Source organism: Vibrio sp. V23_P3S9T160 (assembly GCF_963886625.1).
Taxonomy (GTDB): Bacteria; Pseudomonadota; Gammaproteobacteria; order Enterobacterales; family Vibrionaceae; genus Vibrio; species Vibrio anguillarum.
Map to the genome: position 1 here is coordinate 20,617 of NZ_CAWPDB010000088.1, position 19,200 is coordinate 39,816.

Consider the following 19,200-nt stretch of genomic DNA (forward strand, 5'->3'; position numbering starts at 1 on the left):
CCGAGAGCCTTTTTATCATCCTACGGCGTTGAGCCGTGCATTTATTGGTATCTGGGTTGTTTAACGTTATACTCAGCCGCCTATTCTGCAGTTAGTGATTCACATGTTTGATATTATTTATACTCACAACGATTTTCTCATCATTAACAAGCATCCCAATGTTTCTGTGCACAAAGATGACGGGGATACGATGCTGCTGCAAGAAGTGGGTAAGGTTTCAGGTGATGGTCAGCTCTACTTAGTTCATCGGTTGGATAAAATGACGTCTGGTATTTTATTGCTTGCCCGCCACCAAGCTGCGGCCAGTGAGTTGTCTAAAAACTTTGCAGCAAGGGAAGTCGAGAAATTCTATCTTGCCATTGGCAGTAAAAAGCCGAAAAAGAAACAGGGCTTGATAAGCGGTGATATGGAACGCTCTCGACGTTCGTCCTGGAAGTTAGTGGCGACGCAAAATAACCCTGCCGTAACGCAGTTTTTTTCCTGCTCTGCTGAGCCGGGTGAACGTCTCTTTTTATGTAAACCTTTTACCGGAAAAACCCACCAAATTAGGGTCGCTTTGAAATCACTCGGCTCTGCGATTGTCGGTGACCCGATTTATCATTCTCATGATGATTCTGATAGAGGCTATCTACACGCTTTTGCGTTACGTTTTTGCTATCAGGATCTGTGGTATCAATTTATCTGCGACCCACGCAATCAAGTAGCGATGGGGCAGAAATGGAACTCAGACATTGTTAGCCAAAGGATTGAATCTTGGTTAACACCTTGGAATCTAGTTTGGCCGAAAGTAAACAAATGACAGAACAAACAATGCAACGCTCAGCGCTTCCTCACTTTTTTACCCATATTGAGCAGCAGCTCTCTTGTAATACCGGTGAAATTCGCCGCTTATTTCATGGTCGAGGTCGTCAGTGGCCAGGTCTAGAACAGCTCACTTGTGACTGGTTGCAAGGGCAGTTGGTCGTCAACTTATTTAAAAGTGTCGAAGAGGACTTTCTCGCGGAGTTAAAAGCGGGTTTGTCGCACCTAACAACCCGTCCGTTATGGCTAGAAAAGCAAGGTCGTTGTGTTTTACTTCAGCATCGATATGCCGATGGCGCGCCTTCAGAAACAGTATGGGGAGAATTAGAGCCTTTCCCTGTGGTGGTCGAAAATGGCTTAAAGTACCAATTGAGCATTGGGCGTAACCAGAATTTTGGTCTGTTTTTGGATATGCGCTACGGCCGTGAGTGGGTTTCATCTCACGCTAAACATAAAAATTTACTGAATCTATTTGCCTATACTTGCGGTTTTTCAGTAGCGGCTATTGCTGGTGGTGCTGACCAAGTTGTGAATGTCGATATGGCCAAAGCATCACTGGCTAAAGGCCGTGAAAACCATCAATTAAATGGCCACAATCTCAATTCAGTGAAGTTTCTTGGACATGATATTTTCAAGTCTTGGGGAAAAATCAAAAAATCAGGGCCATATGATCTGATTATTATTGATCCTCCTTCGTTTCAAAAAGGCAGCTTTGCGCTGACTAAAGATTATCAACGTATCTTACGCCGTTTACCAGAGTTGTTAGAACAAGGCGGCGAAGTGCTTGCATGCGTTAATTCACCAGCCGTAACCTGCGACTTTTTAATCGAAGGGATGAAGGTGGAAGCGCCATCACTTACTTTTCAAGCTCGCCTAGAAAACCCACCAGAGTTTGAAGATATTGATCCGCAAGCCAGCCTGAAAGCACTGATTTTCTCCTAAGTAGAATGGAGACTAGGTAAGATCACGCCATAATAAAGTTGGTTATGGTGTGATTTCTCCCGACTTCAGGAATTATTAATTTTGCAAAATATGTTCAATCGGTGAGGGTTTAGAATAGATGAATCCTTGGATAAGATACACAGCACGAGTAGCAAGATAATCAACTTGGTCTCCGCGTTCAACGCCTTCAGCAATAATTTCAATATTAGCTTCTTGCGCTGAGAGAATAATAGAATTGAGTACCTTTATTTTTAAGTCGTCAGTTCCAATCGTATCAATAAACATCTTGTCTATTTTAATACAAGAAATACCAAGATTTTGTATATATGAGTAACCACCGTAGCCTGTACCAAAATCATCAATTTTGAACTTATAGCCTTTTGCCATAAGATGAGATAGTGCCCTACCTGCATTTTCAATATTAATAAATGGCGTTCTTTCTGTTATTTCAAAATGAATCTGTTTGGTGGTCGGCCAATTGAGTTCTTCTAGTGTTTCTGCTAAGCCTCCACTTTCAATGTGGGCCGGCACGATATTGATACTCACCCATTGTTGCACGTCGAATTGTTCTAAATCATCAATTACTTTTCTTATGATTTGATTCGTTATCTGGATGATTAAACCTGATGTTTCCGCCGGACCAACGAACTCATTTGGTGGAACCATCTCTTTGCCTTTGCACCAACGAACTAAGATCTCATAGCCAATAACTCTCTCTTCTCGGCTATCAAGAATGGCTTGGTAGTAAGGGATGAATTGTTTATCTTTGATGCCTTTAAGAATTAATCCTTGAATTGAGTTTCTATAATTTCTGAACTTTAAATAAAAAACAGATAATAAGATACCAATTGCTAGCGCAATGGGATAACCCCAATGTATTAATTGGTAGTAAAGATATTGCTTGAATTCTTTACCAGCAGAGAGTGTTTCTTGAATATCAAACTCTTTTATGGTGTAACTAATGGTTGTGATGTGGTCTTGGTAAGCAATCTCTTTATTGCCTCGACTCATTCTCAATCCATTTAAACTAGGCGATAAATAATGAAAATTCAATAAAAAGCAATTTATACAATCACCTTTTAATATCTCTTCTTGCCAGCTACTGTCTAATATCCAAAAAATTCGATTACCTTCTTTTTGATAATAAATAAGTAGCTCTTTTTCCGTATTAAAAAGTGCGGGAGTGGTGGACATGTAAAACCCTGAAGAGAGGTCATAGGCTTTCAACTCATCCGAAAGTTGTAATGGGAAACCGACAGTCGAGCAGCTACGCCCGTCTTTGTTGACAACCGCGATCATTCTGATAAATCGGTTGTAGTACTTGGAATCACGAATTAATGACATATCGCTTGCTTGGCATTCATAATTTATCTGAGCGACTTGATCTAAAATCATATCATTTAAGCTCTGAGCTCTATTGGCCAAGTAAAGATTGACGGTATCGAGTTTGCTTTCCAGCACATAGCGTGTCAACGGATTGATTAATATCGGGATGGCTAACGAAAAAATAAGAGTCGGGATCAGAAAGAGTAAGATCGCTATTTTAACGGGTCTGGTCAAAGTCATAAATGCAACCTTAGGCATCGTTATGCCACTGCGTTAGTAAGTGCGCAGTTTAGCATGCCACTGGTTCAATTGATGAGAATTTCGAAGAGTTATACGATTACCCAATGTATTACATTATCTGGATTTGAAGCCACAGTTCGAAGCCAAAAGTGATAGCGTTAATCATGGTTGTATTCTTGACGTGAGTGAGTGTTAGAGAGTGTTTGAAATCCAGAATAAATGCGGGTAATGGTGGTGAACCAGCATGCGCCGCCGAATAGATAAGCTATTAAGGCAAAATGTTGAGGAAAAAGACAAAAGAGGACGAAACAAGCAATCGTTTCCGTACCCTCAGTCAAGCCTGACATGTAATACAGTGATTTATTCTTGTAGATAGGGCTGTGGATGTTTCGCTTGCTGGCCATCACGGCGAAGGAAAGAAAGCTGCTTCCCGTACCGATAAAAGAAAAGATCAAAAAGGCACCAGCCACCGCATTGTGCTCAGGTGAAGCCAGCACAAAACCAAACGGGATGAGCGAGTAAAACAGAAAATCTAAACTGATATCAAGAAATCCTCCCGCATCGCTGACCCCCTGAATTCTTGCCAATGCACCATCAAGGCCATCTGCTATTCGGTTTAGTATGATGAAAATTAATGCCAGCGTGTACTGCGAGAAAGCAAGTGCAGGAAGTGCACAGCAACCTAAAGCAAAACCCCAGAGTGTCGTTTGGTTCGCTGTAATGCCTAAGCGATGAAGCCCTTGAGCTGTTTTCTCTAGTGGCCAACGAATGATTTTGACACTAAATCGATCAAGCATGTGCGCTCTCCCATGAGCAGGTTAAAATACGGCTGTTAGGTGGAACATCATCTTTATCGTGCGTGACCATCAAGGTCGGAATGCCTTCGGCGACCAGTTGATTGAAGACCCAATCCCTAAATTGGATCCGCAGTGCTTTATCTAACTTGCTAAATGGTTCATCCAATAGTGCCAGTTTAGGTTGAGCCAGTAGCATGCGAGCCAAGCTAATACGTGCTCGCTGCCCCCCAGATATCTGTTCTGGGTAAGCATTGGCAAGATGTTCGAGAGAAATTTTCTGTAATGCTTTTTCTGCTTGAGACTGCCGTTCATGGCCTTTTACCGAGTTGGGCAAGGCAAAAGCCAAATTTTGCCAAACCGTCAGATGTGGGAAGAGCAGATCATCTTGAAATAAAATACCGACTTGCCGCTGATGTGCAGGCCGCAAAGTGATGTCGACACCGTCCAGTATGACTCTGCCTTGGAAGCTAAAATCCCTCCCCAAATGACCCGCAATTACATTAAGTAGCGTTGATTTTCCGCAGCCGCTCGGCCCCATTAAGCTAACAATTTCACCAGGGGAGATGGTGATATTTAAATCCGATAAGAGAACTTCACCATTTTGTTTATGGATGGCGAGGTTTTCGAGGCAGAACGTCATGAGTAATGGCTTCCTTACGGGCAGTTTTTTTAACGATAGAGTTCATGGTACGGCGATGAGTTTGCAGGCGGCTGATCACAATCGCCAAGGTGAAAAAAATTAAAGGCAGTAGGGCTTGCCAAATTGCATAGATGGCGGTGACTCTGCGGTCAAAGCCACTTGAGAGTGCAACGGCTTCGGTAGTAATAGTAGCGATCCTTCCTGCGCCGAGCATCAAAGTCGGCAAATATTGCGCTAAGCTCACACTCATTCCAACCGCTGCCGCGTAAACGATGGCTGGTAAGAGTTGCGGCGTTTTAATTTGCCAAAATACTTGCCACGGCGTTTTTCCTAAACTCAACGCTGCTTTAGTCAGGTTTTGATTGTAGCTTTGCCACGGGCCATCCAACGCAAGGTAGACAAAAGGAAAGGCGAAAAATACATGTGACCATGTAACCCAAAGCCAATACTGATCGCTGGCTAAAAAGAGTGTGGCGATCTGCATGCCAAATAACAGTGAAAGCTGAGGAATGAGCATCGGCAAGGCGATCAAATAACTGGGTAAATGGCGCTGATATTTGAGCTTATACTCATGAGCGAGTAGAGATAACACCAGCGCAATCACAGTGCTGAATAGCGCTAATTGTACGCTTTGATAAATGGTTGGTGCGATATTCAACCATTCGTTGTCCCAAAAACGGGTACTGAACTGGCTGGGCCATAAATCTGGAAAGCGCCAACGTTGTGCAAAACTCCAACTCACCATTAAAGGCAACATCAGCAGAGATAAGGTAATGATGAATAAAAACAGTGATTTTCCTGGCAAGGAAAGCGCATAGCGGCCTGAGTATTGCCAGCGTTTGTAGTGTTGCGTGGAACACTTTTCGATGAAGAGAACGATCAATAACATGGCGCTGGCAAGTATAAACAACAGAACGGCGCCAGCGGAGGCGCGAGGAATTAAGGCTAAGTTAGGGTCACTAAACCACTGCCATACCAATACTGCAAACGTTGGTGGATTATTGGGACCTAAAATGAGCGCCAAATCGACAACGGATACACCGTAGGCAATCACGGCAAAGAGGGCAAACCGCAATTTGTTTAACCACTGTGGGAAGATCACTTTTAGCCATAGTTGGGGTTGAGAATAACCCAGCGAAGCCGCTGCTTGTTGCAGTTTATCAATGTTTAATTGCTGCAAAATGGGGATGCTCATCAGCAGTAAAAAAGGAACTTCTTTAAGTGCTAACGCTAAGGTTAACCCGACTGCGTAAGGGTTGCGCACTAAAAGCGAAGCGCCATCTCCCATGAATGAGGTTCCAAACAGATGATACAAAAGGCGATCCATCATACCGCTTGGCGAGAATAAAAAAGCAAAACCAATGGCAAAAGCGACGTGAGGCATAGCCAGTAGCGGTGACAAAGCGTTCTCTACTTTTGACCAGTAACGGCTGTGCCATAATGATTGCAATATAGCAAAGCAGATCGCCGCGGCGAGATAGGTACTGATTAACGCAGAACCTATGCTAAGTAGTAGAGATTGCCCGACTCCCGACCATTGTAAAATGGCGATGTAGCCATCTAGAGAAAAGTGGTGCAAGCCAACGGGAGGAATATAGCCCAATGAGGAAAGTATGACCCCAAGTAGGCCGGGAACAACTGGGGCAATACAGATGACAATAATCAGCAAATAGCTTGCTCTAAACATCGGGCTTTATCTCAGTCTCTTTAGTGGCCGTAGCGTTGTTGCCATTCGGCTTCAAGCGCCGTTTGCCAACTTGGATGTGGCTCGGCGATTGATTTAAACAGCTGAGTTTTCTTGGCGCTGCCACTTAAGAACTCATTTTGTAATACCGATGGATCTCCCCAAATGGAAAGATCACCTTTACGAGATTGTGCTTCCGGACTGAGTAAGAAATTGATCGCAACCAATGCGCCTTCTTTGGCGCTCGCATTCGAAGGAATGGCGAGAAAATGAATGTTAGAAAGAGCCCCTGTTTCAAACGCGTAGGAGCGGGTAGAGGCCGCTAGCGTTCCATTTGCTTGAGCGGAAAAAACAGCATTGGGGTTAAAGTTGATGGAAAGATCAAGCTGACCATCATCAAGCAATTGCAGCATTTGAGCAGAGCCGCTGGGAAACTGCTTGCCTTGACGCCAGGCCACAGGATGAAATTCATCAAGATAGCGCCAAAGAGGTGCTGTCACTATGGCAAAATTTTGTTCATCCACAGGCTTAGACAGGGCAACATCGTTCTCTGTTAGTTCAATCAATAAGGCTTTAAGGAAACTGGTTCCATGAAACTCTGGAGGACGAGGGTAACTAACACGATTCGGAAACGCCTTTGCGTAGCTCAACATTTCTGAAAATGAACGGGGTGGGTTATTGAGCTTTTCCTGATCGTAAATAAACACCAGTTGTCCTACACCCCAAGGCGCTTCAAGGCCAAGAGTCGGCTCTGAAAAATCTTGATCGATCGGCAGTGAGGAATCAACATATTCCCAGTTAGGTAAACGCTCCGTAAATGGACCATACAGTAAACCATTATTTTTCATGGACTTAAAGTTTTCACCATTAATCCATACTAGATCGACACTGCCATTATTATTTTTAGCGGCCGCCTTTTCTGCAATAAGCCGTGTTGTTGTCTCGGCAATATCGGTCACTTTCACCTGTTTTAACTCGATACCGTAGCGATCTTGAAGCTCGTTGCCTGCCCAGCGGATGTACTCATTAATCTCTTGGCTTCCTCCCCACGCGTGAAAGTAAACGGTTTGTCCTTTAGCTGCATCTGTGGTTTGTTGCCAAGTTTGCGCTGACGCGGAAAGTGCGAAGGCACACGTGCAGAGTAAGGTGATGAGCTTTTTCATAATTATCCTTAAAGATCGCTTTATTCAGTGACTTAGTGAATAGACCGGAGATATTTCCATGTTCATTCATTATGAACGAAAAAAAACAAAAGATCTGAATTGGTAAGAAAAAGCAGAAGTTGCAGATAGGTGAATGATGTGTGAGGTGGTCTACGGAAATGGCAGCCTGATAGAAAAGACTGCCATGAGAAGAATGACTGAAATTAATTTACCCAATCACGCAAAGTAAAGGTGAGCGTGTGAACCTCATTTTTAAGCGTTAGGCTATCTTTGGTCAGATTGATCTCGCTCCAATCTGACAATGTTTGAGAAAACGCCTGCTCGGTATCCATGACATCACCGATACACATCATCATGGTCATGCCCATTTTTTCGATGCGGAATTTGTTGTCTTTTAGCTCGGCTTGCCCAAAAAAGTTATTACAACCTGCGTTACCGCTAGCCATCATCTTTTCGCCGATTTCTAATCGCGGTGCTTTTTGTTTGTCATTATTGACCACGTCCTTGCCATCAATTTGCACCAGTTGCCAATTGTGATGCTGCAAATCTTGAGCGGTGATGCTTTCTACATCACCATTACTTGCACAGGCACTCACCAATACAGGTAGAGAAATTGCGGCTAGCCATTTTTTTGAACTAAACTTCATCGTATTAGACCCCAGAATTTGGAAAACGCGCACAGTATATAAAATTGAGTACTGTTTTTGTCAGTATAAGGTGATTGTTTTATATGCGTCACAGTTTGCAATCAGGAAGTGACACACGTTACTCTTATGTGGCGGACATTAAATTGGAAAAATAATTGAGTAACCATGGAGCAACTCGAATTTTTTAAAGTGCTGAGCCCTTGTATCGGTGTATGTTCAGTTGATGACAAAGGTTATTGCCAAGGCTGTATGCGTAAAAGGGAAGAGCGTTTTAACTGGCTCTCAATGACTGCTGCGCAGCAACTGCATGTCATAAAATTATGCCAACAGCGCTATAAGCGGAAAAAACAGAAACAACAAGCGCAAAACAAAGCAGATTCCGAGCCAGAAACGAATCCGCAGCGCGATCTGTTTTAATCAATTACTTCATTCCCCAAAAATCACTGACCCAACCACCAACATGTTCATCAAAATGATTACCGTGAAAACGTTTATTCACATCGGGTTGTTCCATGTTGGGTTTTTCTGTCAGAAGCTGTTGAATATAGTTCGCCATTGGATCCGTAAGTTGGTGCCGCGTTACAACATCTTTTATCAGTTGTAATCGATAAGTGGAACTTGCGCGTTTCATTTCTATAACCTCCATTGTTGTGGTAACCAATAGAAAAAATAGAAGCGATCCAGTACAGCGTCAATCAAAGATCTGCTTAAAATTCGCTCAATTTTATGATTAAAAATTAACCGCCTGATTTGGCTCGATTAAAGCTCTTTAAGCCATAGAATCTATTTAAAGAGAGATCGATCTCGAAATTTTGTGATTGCTTTTTAGTGTTGCAACCAAATGAGCGGCCCCATCACATAAACATATTTATAAAATCAATAATATCCACTCTGTTTTAATGAAAGCCTGTTTATACGTATGAGTATGTTATGAAACTAAAAATTGTTACTAGCGCAATACTTGCTTCTATTGCCGCTTCTTCTTTCGCTGCTGATGGCGATATTCATCAGGTTACCATTCTTGGTACTTCCGATATTCACGGGCATTTTATGCCATGGGATTATGCTGCTGACAAACTGAATATGCAGGGGAGCCTAAGTCAAATCGCCACCAAGGTTAAACAGATACGAGAGCAAGATAAAAACGTTATTTTAGTGGATGCGGGAGATACGATTCAGGGAAACTTTGTTGAAACGTTTAAGCATGAAGCCGTAGACCCTATGATGCTCGGTTTTAATGAGATGAACTACGATGTTTGGGTGCTGGGTAACCATGAGTTTGATTTTGGTTTATCGGTATTAAATCGCTCCCTGACACAATTTAAAGGCCGAGCGTTAGCCGGGAATATTCAGAGGCCCGATGGCAATCCATTCTTACCCGCCGCAACAATTATTGAAAAAAATGGCGTCAAGATCGGTATTATTGGAATGGATACTCCGATGACACAAGTGTTTGCTGAAGGCACTAATCGCCTTGAAGGCATGAGCTTCACTAACCCAACACTTGAAGTAAAAAAAGTGATTGGGCAGATAAAAAATGATGTCGATGCGATCGTTTTGGTTGCGCACATGGGGCTGGATAACGAAAACGACATCAAAGATACGGGCGTATCTGATATTGCCAATGCTAACCCAGAAATCGATGCCATTGTTGCTGGCCACATGCACACTAAAATTGATAAAGCGACGGTAAACGGTGTCATCATTACCGAGCCTGACAAATATGGACGCGTTTTATCTCGAATCGATTTCCAATTTGAAGAAAAGGATGGCAAATACACGCTCGTTCATAAAGACAGCTTCACCTACCCTATGAAAGGTGTTGATTCTGATTCGAAAATGGAAACGCTATACGCACCTTATCATCAACGCTTACGAGAAAATGCCAATCGCGAAATTGCGATACTTGACGGAGTCGACTTGGTTCCTGATGATGAAATACGCGGTATCCCTCAAGTGCATATTCAAGATACCGGCATCAGTGCGCTGTTTCAGGAAGCCAGTTTTTTCTACGCGCCAAAAGCAAACGTGATCGCACTGCAAATTGATAATGACCAAGCTCAACTTGATACTGGCCCCATCAAAGCAAAAGATATCGCGTTTAACTATCAATATGCTGGTGGTGAAATTACGGTTTACCAAATGACCGGCAAAGAGCTGCGCACCTACATGGAGTGGGCCGCTGGGTATTTCAATTCCGTCTCGCCAGGCGATGTGACTTATAGCTTTGATCCAAAGCGGCGCGCATCGAAATACTCAACCAATGATTTTTTTGCGGGTGTCACTTACACCATTGATCTTACTCAACCTGCGGGTAAGCGAATTAAAGATCTGCGTTTTGCTGGTGGACAACCGATTGATGATACTAGTGATATTCGGTTGGGTATGAATAGTTACCGAATGGGGCATTTGACGCAGAAAGGGGGTAGCCTTGAAGGGCGGTCATTCCCGATTATTTTTGACTCGGAAGCGGAATATGGCGAAGAGGAAGGAACTATTAGAAACCTAACGATCCGCTATCTCACCCAAGAGAAGCAAGGCCGCTACGAAGGGAAACCAATGCAACGTTGGAAGCTGGAAGGTTTGCAAGGGTATGAATCGGAACGTGCCATCGTGAAAGCTCTAATTAATAGTGGCCAAATTGATGTACCAAGTAGTGATGATGGGCGCTATAGCAATATCGCTTCGATCAATGTTAAAGCACTGCTCTTTAGCAATAAGGCCGCGGCTGAAGAGGCGATCAATGCGCGTATTTTGCAAAGTAGCCAAGCTTCTGATGCTGAAAAACAGCGTATCAATCGAGATATTGTATTGCTCAAGGCATTGAATGCTAATGTTTTAGATTAGCTAAAGTTTTAAATTAACGGTTAAGGCTCTGGCCAAAAGTCAGAGCCTACTTTAACGACTAACTCATCAATAACCAGAATCCAACACCTATCATCAATGAGCCTGAAATACGGTTCATTAGACGCACATTTTTTGAATGCCCTAGAGCTCGTTTTAACCCCTTGCCACCTGTTGCGTAAAGTGTCATACAGACAAATTCTGAGACCATAATAATGGACACCAGCAGTAATAGTTGAGGTGCAAGTGGTGCTTCACTATTAATAAAAGGCGGAAGTAGGGAGATCATAAACGCCCAGCCTTTAGGGTTAGCAATCGCGGTCACAAAACCTTGCATGACAAGATCCCAGTCTTTGTTATGGGGAGTGACCTGTGAGTCGCTACTGAGGGCGAGCTTGCCTTTTGAACGCCACATCTGAATGCCTATATAGCCAAGATAGATGGCACCGATGGTTTTGAATCCGGTAAAGAGCCAAGGGTAATTGAGCATAATCGAAGCCATCCCCAAAACGGCTGCGATGGAAACGAACGCCACACCGACGATCTCTCCCATCATCATCCATAAAGTTCGGCGATAACCAATACTCATCCCAAGACTCAGTGCCAATGTCATGCACATACCTGGAGTAATCGAAACAAAAAAGAATGTTGGTATAAATGCCAGAAGTAAAGTACTGCTCATTAATCAATCCGTGTTGAGAGACAAGAGCTCTAGCATACACATTAATTACAATCTTCACTATTTCACTTTGCTGTGCAATTGACGACAGTGCTACTTACGGATTGAAACCAATAAAGATGACCGTTTGGGATGATGAAGCATAGATAGGATGCACAGAGATGAAAAAAGCCGCATTGCTGCAGCTCTTTCGTTGTTATGGCTTACTTCTTACGATTTTTTAGTCGATTCATCATGTTCAAACGACGTTCTGCTGAGGCTTGATCCGGCTTTTCGTCATTTGGGTTGTTACGACGGCCTTGGCGCTCTTTGTACGCCGCTTTTGTGTGAAGTTTTTCAATGTAGGCATCACGCTGCTTAGGCTCATAACCAGGCTGTTCAACACGGCGGATGCGTTGCTGGATAAGGTTTTCAACCTGAACAACAGTCAACTCTTCTTCGCGACTGACAAATGAGACAGCATGTCCCTGTTTGCCAGCACGACCAGTACGACCTATGCGGTGTACATAATCTTCGGCGAGAAATGGCATGTCATAGTTAACCACGTGTGGCAGGTCGACGATATCTAAACCACGTGCAGCCACATCGGTCGCAACCATGACACGCACTTTGCCTTCTTTAAATTCTTCAAGAGCGCGTCGACGTGCACTTTGTGCTTTATCGCCATGACATAGCACGGCCTTGATGCCATCCAATTTCAGCTCTTTAACCACTTCATTAGCCGTCTCTTTATAGTTCACAAACACTAAGACTTGTTGCCAATTTTTGCGGCCAATCAGCTCAGACAGCAGTTCCGTTTTACGCTCTTGATCGACAGGGTAAACCACATGCGCCACTGTTGCGGCCGTGGTATTGGCACGATCGGCATTAATGCGTTTGGGTTTGCGTAAAATATCGCCCGCCAGTTGGTTAAGCTGAGTGGATGTAGTGGCCGAGAACATCATGATTTGCGGTGAGGTTTCTACTTCCAGCATGATTTTACGCACGGGATTGATGAATCCCATATCTAAAATTCGATCTGCTTCGTCGAAAACCAAAAACTCAAGGTTGGCGAGTGAAACATTACCTTCACTTAAATGCTCTTCTAATCGGCCAGGGGTCGCGACCAAAATGTCCACACCCATTTCAAGCTGACGAACTTGAGAAGACATTTTATTTCCACCGTAAACAGCAGCGACACTGAGTTTGGTGTACTTGACGTAGTCTTTAATGTTCTGGGCAATTTGTGCCACTAATTCACGCGTGGGTGCCAAAATTAAGCCTCGCGCTGTTTTAGGCGAAGGTTGCTTGCCGCTATCTAACAGATGTTGAATAACGGGCAGTGCGAATGCTGCGGTTTTGCCTGTGCCAGTTTGCGCCGTTGCAAAAATATCATGCCCTTTACGAGCCTCGGGAATGGCTTGTCGCTGAATGGGGGTAAGTTTTTCATAGCCGCATTCAGTAAGCGCTTTAACAAGTTCAGGTGCAAAACCTTGAGATGAAAATGACATTTAACGGGTTCCTTAAGCAGACAGCCTACAGTTCTTAATTTTAGCCGTGCACTATATAGGATTTAGAGTGATTTATCTCACGTTTATCGTGATCAGTGATAAATTTCCTACATTATTTACCAATTGTATTTGAGTTCACAAATGAGATGAATTGGTGATTCATAGCGGCTGCCTATCTTTCTATTATGTTTTTACTTCAGAAGCCGATAATAAATGGTAGACTCTCAACACTTGCGTAGCATCATGATGACGCAGAAGTAATTAACCTTGATAAAGGATGCATAGACGCCATGGACAATGCAGATTTTGTACAGAAACGGCAATATTACCGCTTAAAGTATCCAAAGCGGGCAAGACCTACCGTAAAAATTGATGATCAGCTATTCCATGTCTGTGAAATATCAGAGCAAGGCATTCGTATTTCAATGCCGAGAGTGACTACCTTATATTGTGGTCTATCGATGTCTGGTACGGTGCAGCTACGCAGTAACAATACAGTCAAAATTGCAGGTCAAGTACTGCGCTTTCAACAAGATGAAGTCGTGGTTCAACTATCCAATGGTCCTGCTTTTAAGCACATGGTTGAAGAACAGCGTTATATTCGCCAAAGATACCCGTCTTACTTTTCGTCTTTACGTTCTGCTTAAATCAACAACTGTCTGCGTTGAAACGAGCGGTGCGTGCTTCTGCGACTGTGCAGTGCGTGATGTGCATAAGTTCGGCGAGAGTGATTGATGGGTTTTGTTTAACAAGCCTTACCAACTTGGCTGATTTGGGTTCAAGCTGTTCCTGATATTCTGCCAGTTTGTCTTTGAGTCTCGTTATTAAAAATTGCATGGCCAGTGAATCAAGCTCTCTGAGCCGATTTGCCAATAATTCAAGTTGCGTTATCTCACCACTGATTTGCCAATTTCTGGAACGTCGTATTCGTTTCAGGTCGCACTGATATTCTCTCGCCAGCATTTTTGCTTTTTTCGCATTTTCTCCACCAAGCCGATGAATCAATGAGGGGAGGGAAATCGTGATGATCATAATAGCCATGTTCTTGTTTGAATGACTTTCCGTTATAACACGGTCTTATAAAACGGTGAAACCCCGATAGTTGGTAGCTATCGGGGTTTCGAATTTTTAGATTTCTCGGATGGTAAGGCCGATCATCTTTATGCAAAAGGTTGGATTTTATCCAACTAATTCCTTGGTAGGAAATTAGATGCGGATGAAGTCCATGTGCTCAACTTTTGGCTTGAACACGTGACGTTGAACGTCTTGTGGCTTAACTTTTACTTCTGCGCCATCAATTACTAGAGTAATTGCTTCGTAGAATTCTGGTTTGTCCATTTGGTTGATCACGTCAGAATGATCCAGTGCGATAGCAACTGGTGCTGCTTCACCACCGTAAACAACTGCTGGGAATTGGCCCGCGTGACGTAGGCGGCGGCTCGCACCTTTACCTAGTTCAGTACGTACTACTGCTTCGAATTTCATAGTTTTTACACTCAAATTAGTAAAAATAAACTTCACATCTGCAATGCGACCTTGCTGATGTGGTATAGCTTTGATAGTGAATCAATGATTACTAACAAAACGAGCGCGGATACTAGCACTCTATCTAAGATGGGGCAATAGAAAATCCCTTGCAGCATCGATTTATTGCAGTGTTACGAAGGACCGTGACAGTCTTTATTGCTTAATGTCGAGTTCGATTTCGTCCATTAAACCGAACGAAAAGTTAGCACCGCTTTTAACCCCCCCATGGTGCTGGTCGATAGGGTTAGCGTACCGCGATAACTGTGCGCCATTTCACTGACAATATTCAACCCAAGCCCAGATCCAGAGGTTGTTTCGTCTAAGCGCACGCCACGCTGTACCGCTTTGGCCAGATCTTGCTCAGCAATACCTGGGCCATCGTCTTCGATGTGGATTTCTACCCAGCCTTCTTCTCGATTTTTTGCGTGAACTCGAACTAAAGAAGCTGCCCATTTGTAGCTATTTTCCAGTAGGTTGCCGAGCATCTCGTCGAGATCGGTTGGGTCAACGGCAACCTCTAGATCAGAATCCAACTCATTAACTAACGTGATTTCACGCTGTGCGTAAATTTTGTCAAATGCCATAGAAATAGCATCTACCCGTTCGCTTGGATTGGCTTTTACCGCAAGAATATTCATTGAGCCAGCCATGCGCGCGCGGCCTAGATGGTAGTCAATCTGTTTTTGTAACTGTTCAATCGGTGTTCTGAGTTTCTGCTGTTGTGCGAAATCAAGATGATCGATCTCATTGCGCAGTACAGAAATCGGCGTTTTTAAAGCGTGAGAGAGATTGCCTGCATGATTACGTGCACGTTCAAGCAATTCTTGATAGTGGAATAACAGTGCATTCAAATCATTGACTAACGGAAAGACTTCTTTTGGGTACTCGTCACTGAGACTGGCTTGTTGACCTTTGCGCAATGCGGCCAGCTCTTTTTGCATTTTCCCTAACGGCCGTAATGACCAACTGACTTGCAAGCCAATCAGCACCAATACACCACTGAAGAGCAGACCTAGTATCATCCACAATTGGCTAATTACGTTGTTTAAAGTGTCTTGTAATGGCGCTTCATCAAGACCGATGGTAATGGTGATAGGAGAAGGGAAGTCTGGTAAGTAGATGATTTGTTCAATGACGATCAGTTTTTCATCTCTTGCGCCTTTGACGATGCTTTTCAAGCCATGTTTTTCGCTGATAAGGCGCTTATCCCACAATGAGCGAGAACGAAGCGATTGATCATGGCTTGAGGCCGTCCAATAAAGGCCGCTGTAGGGTTGGCTAAAACGAGGGTCGGAAAGGCGCGACGACAGTACTAGATTCCCTTGCGGTGTCGCTTCCAAGTTCGCCGTGATTTCATCCATCGCTAAACGTAGCTGACTTTGCACATCATTGACTAGGTAGTCTTTGATCAGTGTGGGAATGCCAATTCCCGCCGCTAAAATCATGGTACCTAACCAAAACGTTGCCGCGAGCAGTAAACGACTTTTTAAACTGAGGCGCTTTAAGGCCGAGGTTTTATTTTGCATTAAGCTGGTATCCCAGTCCTCTCACGGTTTTGATAATGTTGTTATTGATTTTTTTACGGATGCGGCCAATAAACACTTCGATGGTGTTGGAGTCTCTATCGAAATCTTGTTTGTAGATGTGTTCCACCAGTTCAGTCCGTGAAATGACTTTGTCGGTATTGTGCATGAAGTAGGCAACCACTTTGTATTCCAGTGCCGTCAAGCTCACCGCTTGACCTTGCCACATCACTTTAGAGGTTCGAGTATCAAGGCTTAAGTCACCGATTTGCATCACAGGGGAAGCGTTACCTGATGCTCGGCGCAGTTGTGCGCGGATACGAGCGGTTAATTCCACCATCTCAAATGGTTTGGTGAGGTAATCATCTGCTCCTGCATTTAAGCCCTCGACTCGTTGAGTCAAACCGTCTCTTGCACTGAGGATCACAATGGGCGTATTAATGTTTTCATCTCGAATGCCTTTCAATACGGTGAGCCCATCGAGCTTGGGTAAACCGAGGTCGAGCACAATCACATCCCACTCTTCTGATGTAGCGCGATAGAGTGCATCAATGCCATCTTGTGATAATTCAGGTACCCAGCCGGTCTGTTCAAGCGCTTCTACAATTTGTTCCCCAAGACGAGGATCGTCTTCGACTACCAATATTTTCATGGTTATTCTCTATTTTTTGATGATGTCGCGTAGGTTCCTGCCACGAATAGCCATTAGTTCTAATGTGCTTGCATTATATTCTACGCGGATAACTCGGTTGTCATGCATCAGTTTTAATTCGTAGACCCATTCACCATCATCTTCATCTAACTCTACCTTGATAACTCGGCCATTGAGTTCTTTATCTATCGTGGCATAAAGCTCAGACAATGGATGAATTAAACCTTTTTGAACTGCCGCGTAGACCTCGTCTTGATCCTCATCAATCTCTACCTTGGTTCCTGGCTTATAAGTGTCTTGAACCCAATCGTGTACATCACTGCTTGCAGCTAAAGTGGGTAAGGATAATGATGAGAGCAGCAGTAAGCGTGCGAAAGCTTTACCCTTTTTGAACAACATGTTGCGCCCCCTGTAAATAAGATGAACAGAGTATAAATGACCTTACATGAATAGAAAGTGAATCATCGGTTTTGTAGCTCATCTTCAAAGATCTTATCGCGCATTTTCCAAAATCGTCCCACTTTTCGCGCAATGACAAATTGTGGTGGACGAAAACGGTGTTGATGAGCCACTACTTTGCTTGGTGAAGATTGATCAAAAGGGCGATGCTTATCGGCTAGGTGTGGTCGCACAAATTGGTCGTGGAACACCTGTTTCTGTTTCTTGGTGGTTAGTGGCCAAAATTCGTGGACTTGTGCATCGTTCTCACCACGATAGGTAACGCGCAGTTGCGCTTTTCCACTTGCATCTTTATGTACATTCAAATCCATTTCGATACATTCAAAAACCAATGCATCTTTGAGGTTGAGTGCTTCTTTGAGCTTTTTATCAGGGTCAACCAGTGTTGCGTCACATTCATGGCAGATACGTGCGGCGATATCGTTGTCAGCCCCACACTCACCGCAATATTTTGCTCTAAAACGGTAACCACAGTGTTCTCGTTCGCCACTTTCTTCGTCTGTAAAATAGCCTTGGCAACGTCGACCATAGTGTTCAAGCAAAAAACCAGCGGCATCGAGTTTACCCCAAAAGTTGTTATTAAAACCGCAGGCCGGACAGGGAATGGTAATAATTTCACTGTTGGGATCGGGCTTTGGCTCACCGACTTCTGGTTGATAAAGATCATAGTTATTGCCCGCATAATCCAATACCAAACATTCGGTTTTTCCTGCGGATAAGCGTAGCCCACGTCCGACAATTTGCTGATATAAACTGATGGACTCGGTGGGGCGTAAAATCGCAATCAGGTCAACATGCGGAGCATCAAAACCTGTGGTTAATACCGACACGTTAACTAAGAATTTGATTTGGCGCTGTTTAAACTGCTTGATGATGGTGTCGCGTTCAGTGGTCGGCGTGTCACCAATGACGATGGCAGTTTCGTTATTGGGCAGTAATTGCACAATTTCTTGGGCGTGGCGAACGGTGGCCGCAAAGATCATTACTCCCTGTTTTTGCTGTGCTAGTTGGATGATTTGTTGAACAATCTGTGGTGTGGCACGTTTCGATTGCTCAATCACCATGTCGAGTTCGGCTTCTTTGTAGCGCCCGGTATTGGCTGGTTTTAGCTGCGAAAAATCGTAACTGAGCACGGGGGCATCAACCATTCGCGCTGGCGTTAAAAAAGCTTCATCGAGCAGATAACGGATCGGTAGCTCAAAAATACAGTCACGGAAGAAGCGAGGCTCCTCACTGCGCACTTGGCCGCGAGTATGGTATTGATAAATCCAGCCCATGCCTAAACGATAAGGCGTAGCGGTTAACCCCAACACTTTAATCCCCGGGTTGAGCTCGCTTAAATGGGTGATCACCTTTTGATAACTACTACTTTTCTCATCCGGTACGCGGTGGCATTCATCAATCACCAGTAATGAAAATTGATTTTTAAAGGCATCTAAATTGCGCACCACGGATTGTACCGAAGCAAAGACGACCTGTTGATCGGTCTCTTTTCGTCCTAAACCTGCCGCAAATACCGCGCCTTGCAAACCGTAGCCCTCATATTTGGCATGGTTTTGCTCTACCAGTTCTTTCACGTGCGCTAGTACTAAGACTCGTCCTTTGGCAAGCCTTGCCAGCTCAGCAATAACCAAACTTTTTCCTGCCCCCGTCGGTAGTACAATTACGGCGGGCGTAGTGTGATGACGAAAATAGTGGATCACGGCTTTGACCGAGTCCGATTGATAAGGACGAAGTGTGTACATAACTCGCGTTGTCTCTTGTTGAACGCTGGATAAAAACAGTG

Annotated in this window: 20 protein-coding genes; 5 read left to right on the forward strand and 15 right to left on the reverse strand. The window is 43.9% G+C overall.

Annotated elements, in window-relative coordinates; translation table 11 throughout:
* The first annotated feature begins 103 nt into the window (after window positions 1-103).
* Window positions 104-799, forward strand: a complete 696-nt coding sequence (locus tag AACU59_RS04635; protein ID WP_094144528.1) for a TIGR01621 family pseudouridine synthase — start codon at window positions 104-106, stop codon at window positions 797-799.
* Between the two features lie 11 nt (window positions 800-810).
* On the forward strand, window positions 811-1,743 hold the full coding sequence (locus tag AACU59_RS04640; RefSeq protein WP_161437644.1) for a class I SAM-dependent methyltransferase: 933 nt from the start codon (window positions 811-813) through the stop codon (window positions 1,741-1,743).
* Window positions 1,744-1,818: 75 nt separating this feature from the next.
* Here the strand turns inward: AACU59_RS04640 and AACU59_RS04645 are convergent, their stop codons facing one another.
* The 6 genes from AACU59_RS04645 to AACU59_RS04670 all read right to left on the reverse strand — a co-directional run bounded on the left by AACU59_RS04645 (window position 1,819) and on the right by AACU59_RS04670 (window position 8,240).
* The gene (locus tag AACU59_RS04645; protein WP_161437641.1) at window positions 1,819-3,309 is read right to left on the reverse strand and encodes an EAL domain-containing protein; all 1,491 of its coding nucleotides are present in this window, start codon (window positions 3,307-3,309) and stop codon (window positions 1,819-1,821) included.
* Window positions 3,310-3,467: 158 nt separating this feature from the next.
* Window positions 3,468-4,106: a CDP-alcohol phosphatidyltransferase family protein gene (locus AACU59_RS04650; RefSeq protein ID WP_094124577.1), complete on the reverse strand. Its 639-nt coding sequence runs from the start codon at window positions 4,104-4,106 to the stop codon at window positions 3,468-3,470.
* On the reverse strand, window positions 4,099-4,746 hold the full coding sequence (locus AACU59_RS04655; RefSeq protein WP_094124578.1) for an ATP-binding cassette domain-containing protein: 648 nt from the start codon (window positions 4,744-4,746) through the stop codon (window positions 4,099-4,101). The genes AACU59_RS04650 and AACU59_RS04655 overlap by 8 nt, the downstream gene beginning before the upstream one ends.
* A complete protein-coding gene (locus AACU59_RS04660; RefSeq protein WP_094145809.1) occupies window positions 4,712-6,433 on the reverse strand; it encodes an ABC transporter permease in 1,722 nt (573 codons plus the stop codon). The genes AACU59_RS04655 and AACU59_RS04660 overlap by 35 nt, the downstream gene beginning before the upstream one ends.
* Before the next feature lie 20 nt (window positions 6,434-6,453).
* On the reverse strand, window positions 6,454-7,593 hold the full coding sequence (locus AACU59_RS04665; RefSeq protein WP_094145808.1) for an ABC transporter substrate-binding protein: 1,140 nt from the start codon (window positions 7,591-7,593) through the stop codon (window positions 6,454-6,456).
* 203 nt (window positions 7,594-7,796) lie between these two features.
* Complete coding sequence (locus tag AACU59_RS04670) at window positions 7,797-8,240, reverse strand: META domain-containing protein (RefSeq protein ID WP_094145810.1); 444 nt, start codon at window positions 8,238-8,240, stop codon at window positions 7,797-7,799.
* A gap of 165 nt (window positions 8,241-8,405) precedes the next feature.
* On the opposite strand from AACU59_RS04670, the gene AACU59_RS04675 reads away from it, so the two are divergent.
* Window positions 8,406-8,657 (forward strand): DUF1289 domain-containing protein, encoded by a 252-nt coding sequence (locus AACU59_RS04675; RefSeq protein ID WP_013857474.1) that lies wholly within the window; start codon window positions 8,406-8,408, stop codon window positions 8,655-8,657.
* 4 nt (window positions 8,658-8,661) lie between these two features.
* Here the strand turns inward: AACU59_RS04675 and AACU59_RS04680 are convergent, their stop codons facing one another.
* Window positions 8,662-8,871, reverse strand: a complete 210-nt coding sequence (locus tag AACU59_RS04680; RefSeq protein WP_202598809.1) for a hypothetical protein — start codon at window positions 8,869-8,871, stop codon at window positions 8,662-8,664.
* Between the two features lie 299 nt (window positions 8,872-9,170).
* Between AACU59_RS04680 and AACU59_RS04685 the strand changes: the two genes are divergently transcribed.
* On the forward strand, window positions 9,171-11,087 hold the full coding sequence (locus AACU59_RS04685) for a bifunctional metallophosphatase/5'-nucleotidase (protein ID WP_161437643.1): 1,917 nt from the start codon (window positions 9,171-9,173) through the stop codon (window positions 11,085-11,087).
* A gap of 58 nt (window positions 11,088-11,145) precedes the next feature.
* On the opposite strand, the gene AACU59_RS04690 is transcribed toward AACU59_RS04685, so the two are convergent.
* Together AACU59_RS04690 and AACU59_RS04695 are read right to left on the reverse strand one after the other, a co-directional pair.
* Window positions 11,146-11,766, reverse strand: a complete 621-nt coding sequence (locus AACU59_RS04690; RefSeq protein WP_013857026.1) for a LysE family translocator — start codon at window positions 11,764-11,766, stop codon at window positions 11,146-11,148.
* Between the two features lie 200 nt (window positions 11,767-11,966).
* Window positions 11,967-13,253, reverse strand: coding sequence for a DEAD/DEAH box helicase (locus tag AACU59_RS04695; RefSeq protein WP_094145706.1), 1,287 nt, complete (start codon window positions 13,251-13,253; stop codon window positions 11,967-11,969).
* A gap of 290 nt (window positions 13,254-13,543) precedes the next feature.
* Between AACU59_RS04695 and AACU59_RS04700 the strand changes: the two genes are divergently transcribed.
* Window positions 13,544-13,900 (forward strand): PilZ domain-containing protein, encoded by a 357-nt coding sequence (locus AACU59_RS04700; protein ID WP_017046184.1) that lies wholly within the window; start codon window positions 13,544-13,546, stop codon window positions 13,898-13,900.
* 1 nt (window position 13,901) lies between these two features.
* On the opposite strand, the gene AACU59_RS04705 is transcribed toward AACU59_RS04700, so the two are convergent.
* The 6 genes from AACU59_RS04705 to AACU59_RS04730 all read right to left on the reverse strand — a co-directional run bounded on the left by AACU59_RS04705 (window position 13,902) and on the right by AACU59_RS04730 (window position 19,159).
* Entirely contained in the window at window positions 13,902-14,294 is a 393-nt protein-coding gene (locus AACU59_RS04705) for a ribosome recycling factor family protein (protein ID WP_094145880.1), read from the reverse strand.
* 165 nt (window positions 14,295-14,459) lie between these two features.
* Complete coding sequence (gene rplY, locus AACU59_RS04710; protein ID WP_010318386.1) at window positions 14,460-14,738, reverse strand: 50S ribosomal protein L25; 279 nt, start codon at window positions 14,736-14,738, stop codon at window positions 14,460-14,462.
* Between the two features lie 227 nt (window positions 14,739-14,965).
* Window positions 14,966-16,306 (reverse strand): ATP-binding protein, encoded by a 1,341-nt coding sequence (locus AACU59_RS04715; protein WP_094145879.1) that lies wholly within the window; start codon window positions 16,304-16,306, stop codon window positions 14,966-14,968.
* Window positions 16,296-16,955, reverse strand: coding sequence for a response regulator transcription factor (locus tag AACU59_RS04720; RefSeq protein WP_094145878.1), 660 nt, complete (start codon window positions 16,953-16,955; stop codon window positions 16,296-16,298). The genes AACU59_RS04715 and AACU59_RS04720 overlap by 11 nt, the downstream gene beginning before the upstream one ends.
* 9 nt (window positions 16,956-16,964) lie before the next feature.
* The gene (locus AACU59_RS04725; protein WP_010318383.1) at window positions 16,965-17,354 is read right to left on the reverse strand and encodes a PepSY domain-containing protein; all 390 of its coding nucleotides are present in this window, start codon (window positions 17,352-17,354) and stop codon (window positions 16,965-16,967) included.
* A 62-nt stretch (window positions 17,355-17,416) separates the two neighbouring features.
* Window positions 17,417-19,159, reverse strand: coding sequence for a DEAD/DEAH box helicase (locus AACU59_RS04730; RefSeq protein ID WP_064625084.1), 1,743 nt, complete (start codon window positions 19,157-19,159; stop codon window positions 17,417-17,419).
* Window positions 19,160-19,200 lie beyond the last annotated feature (41 nt).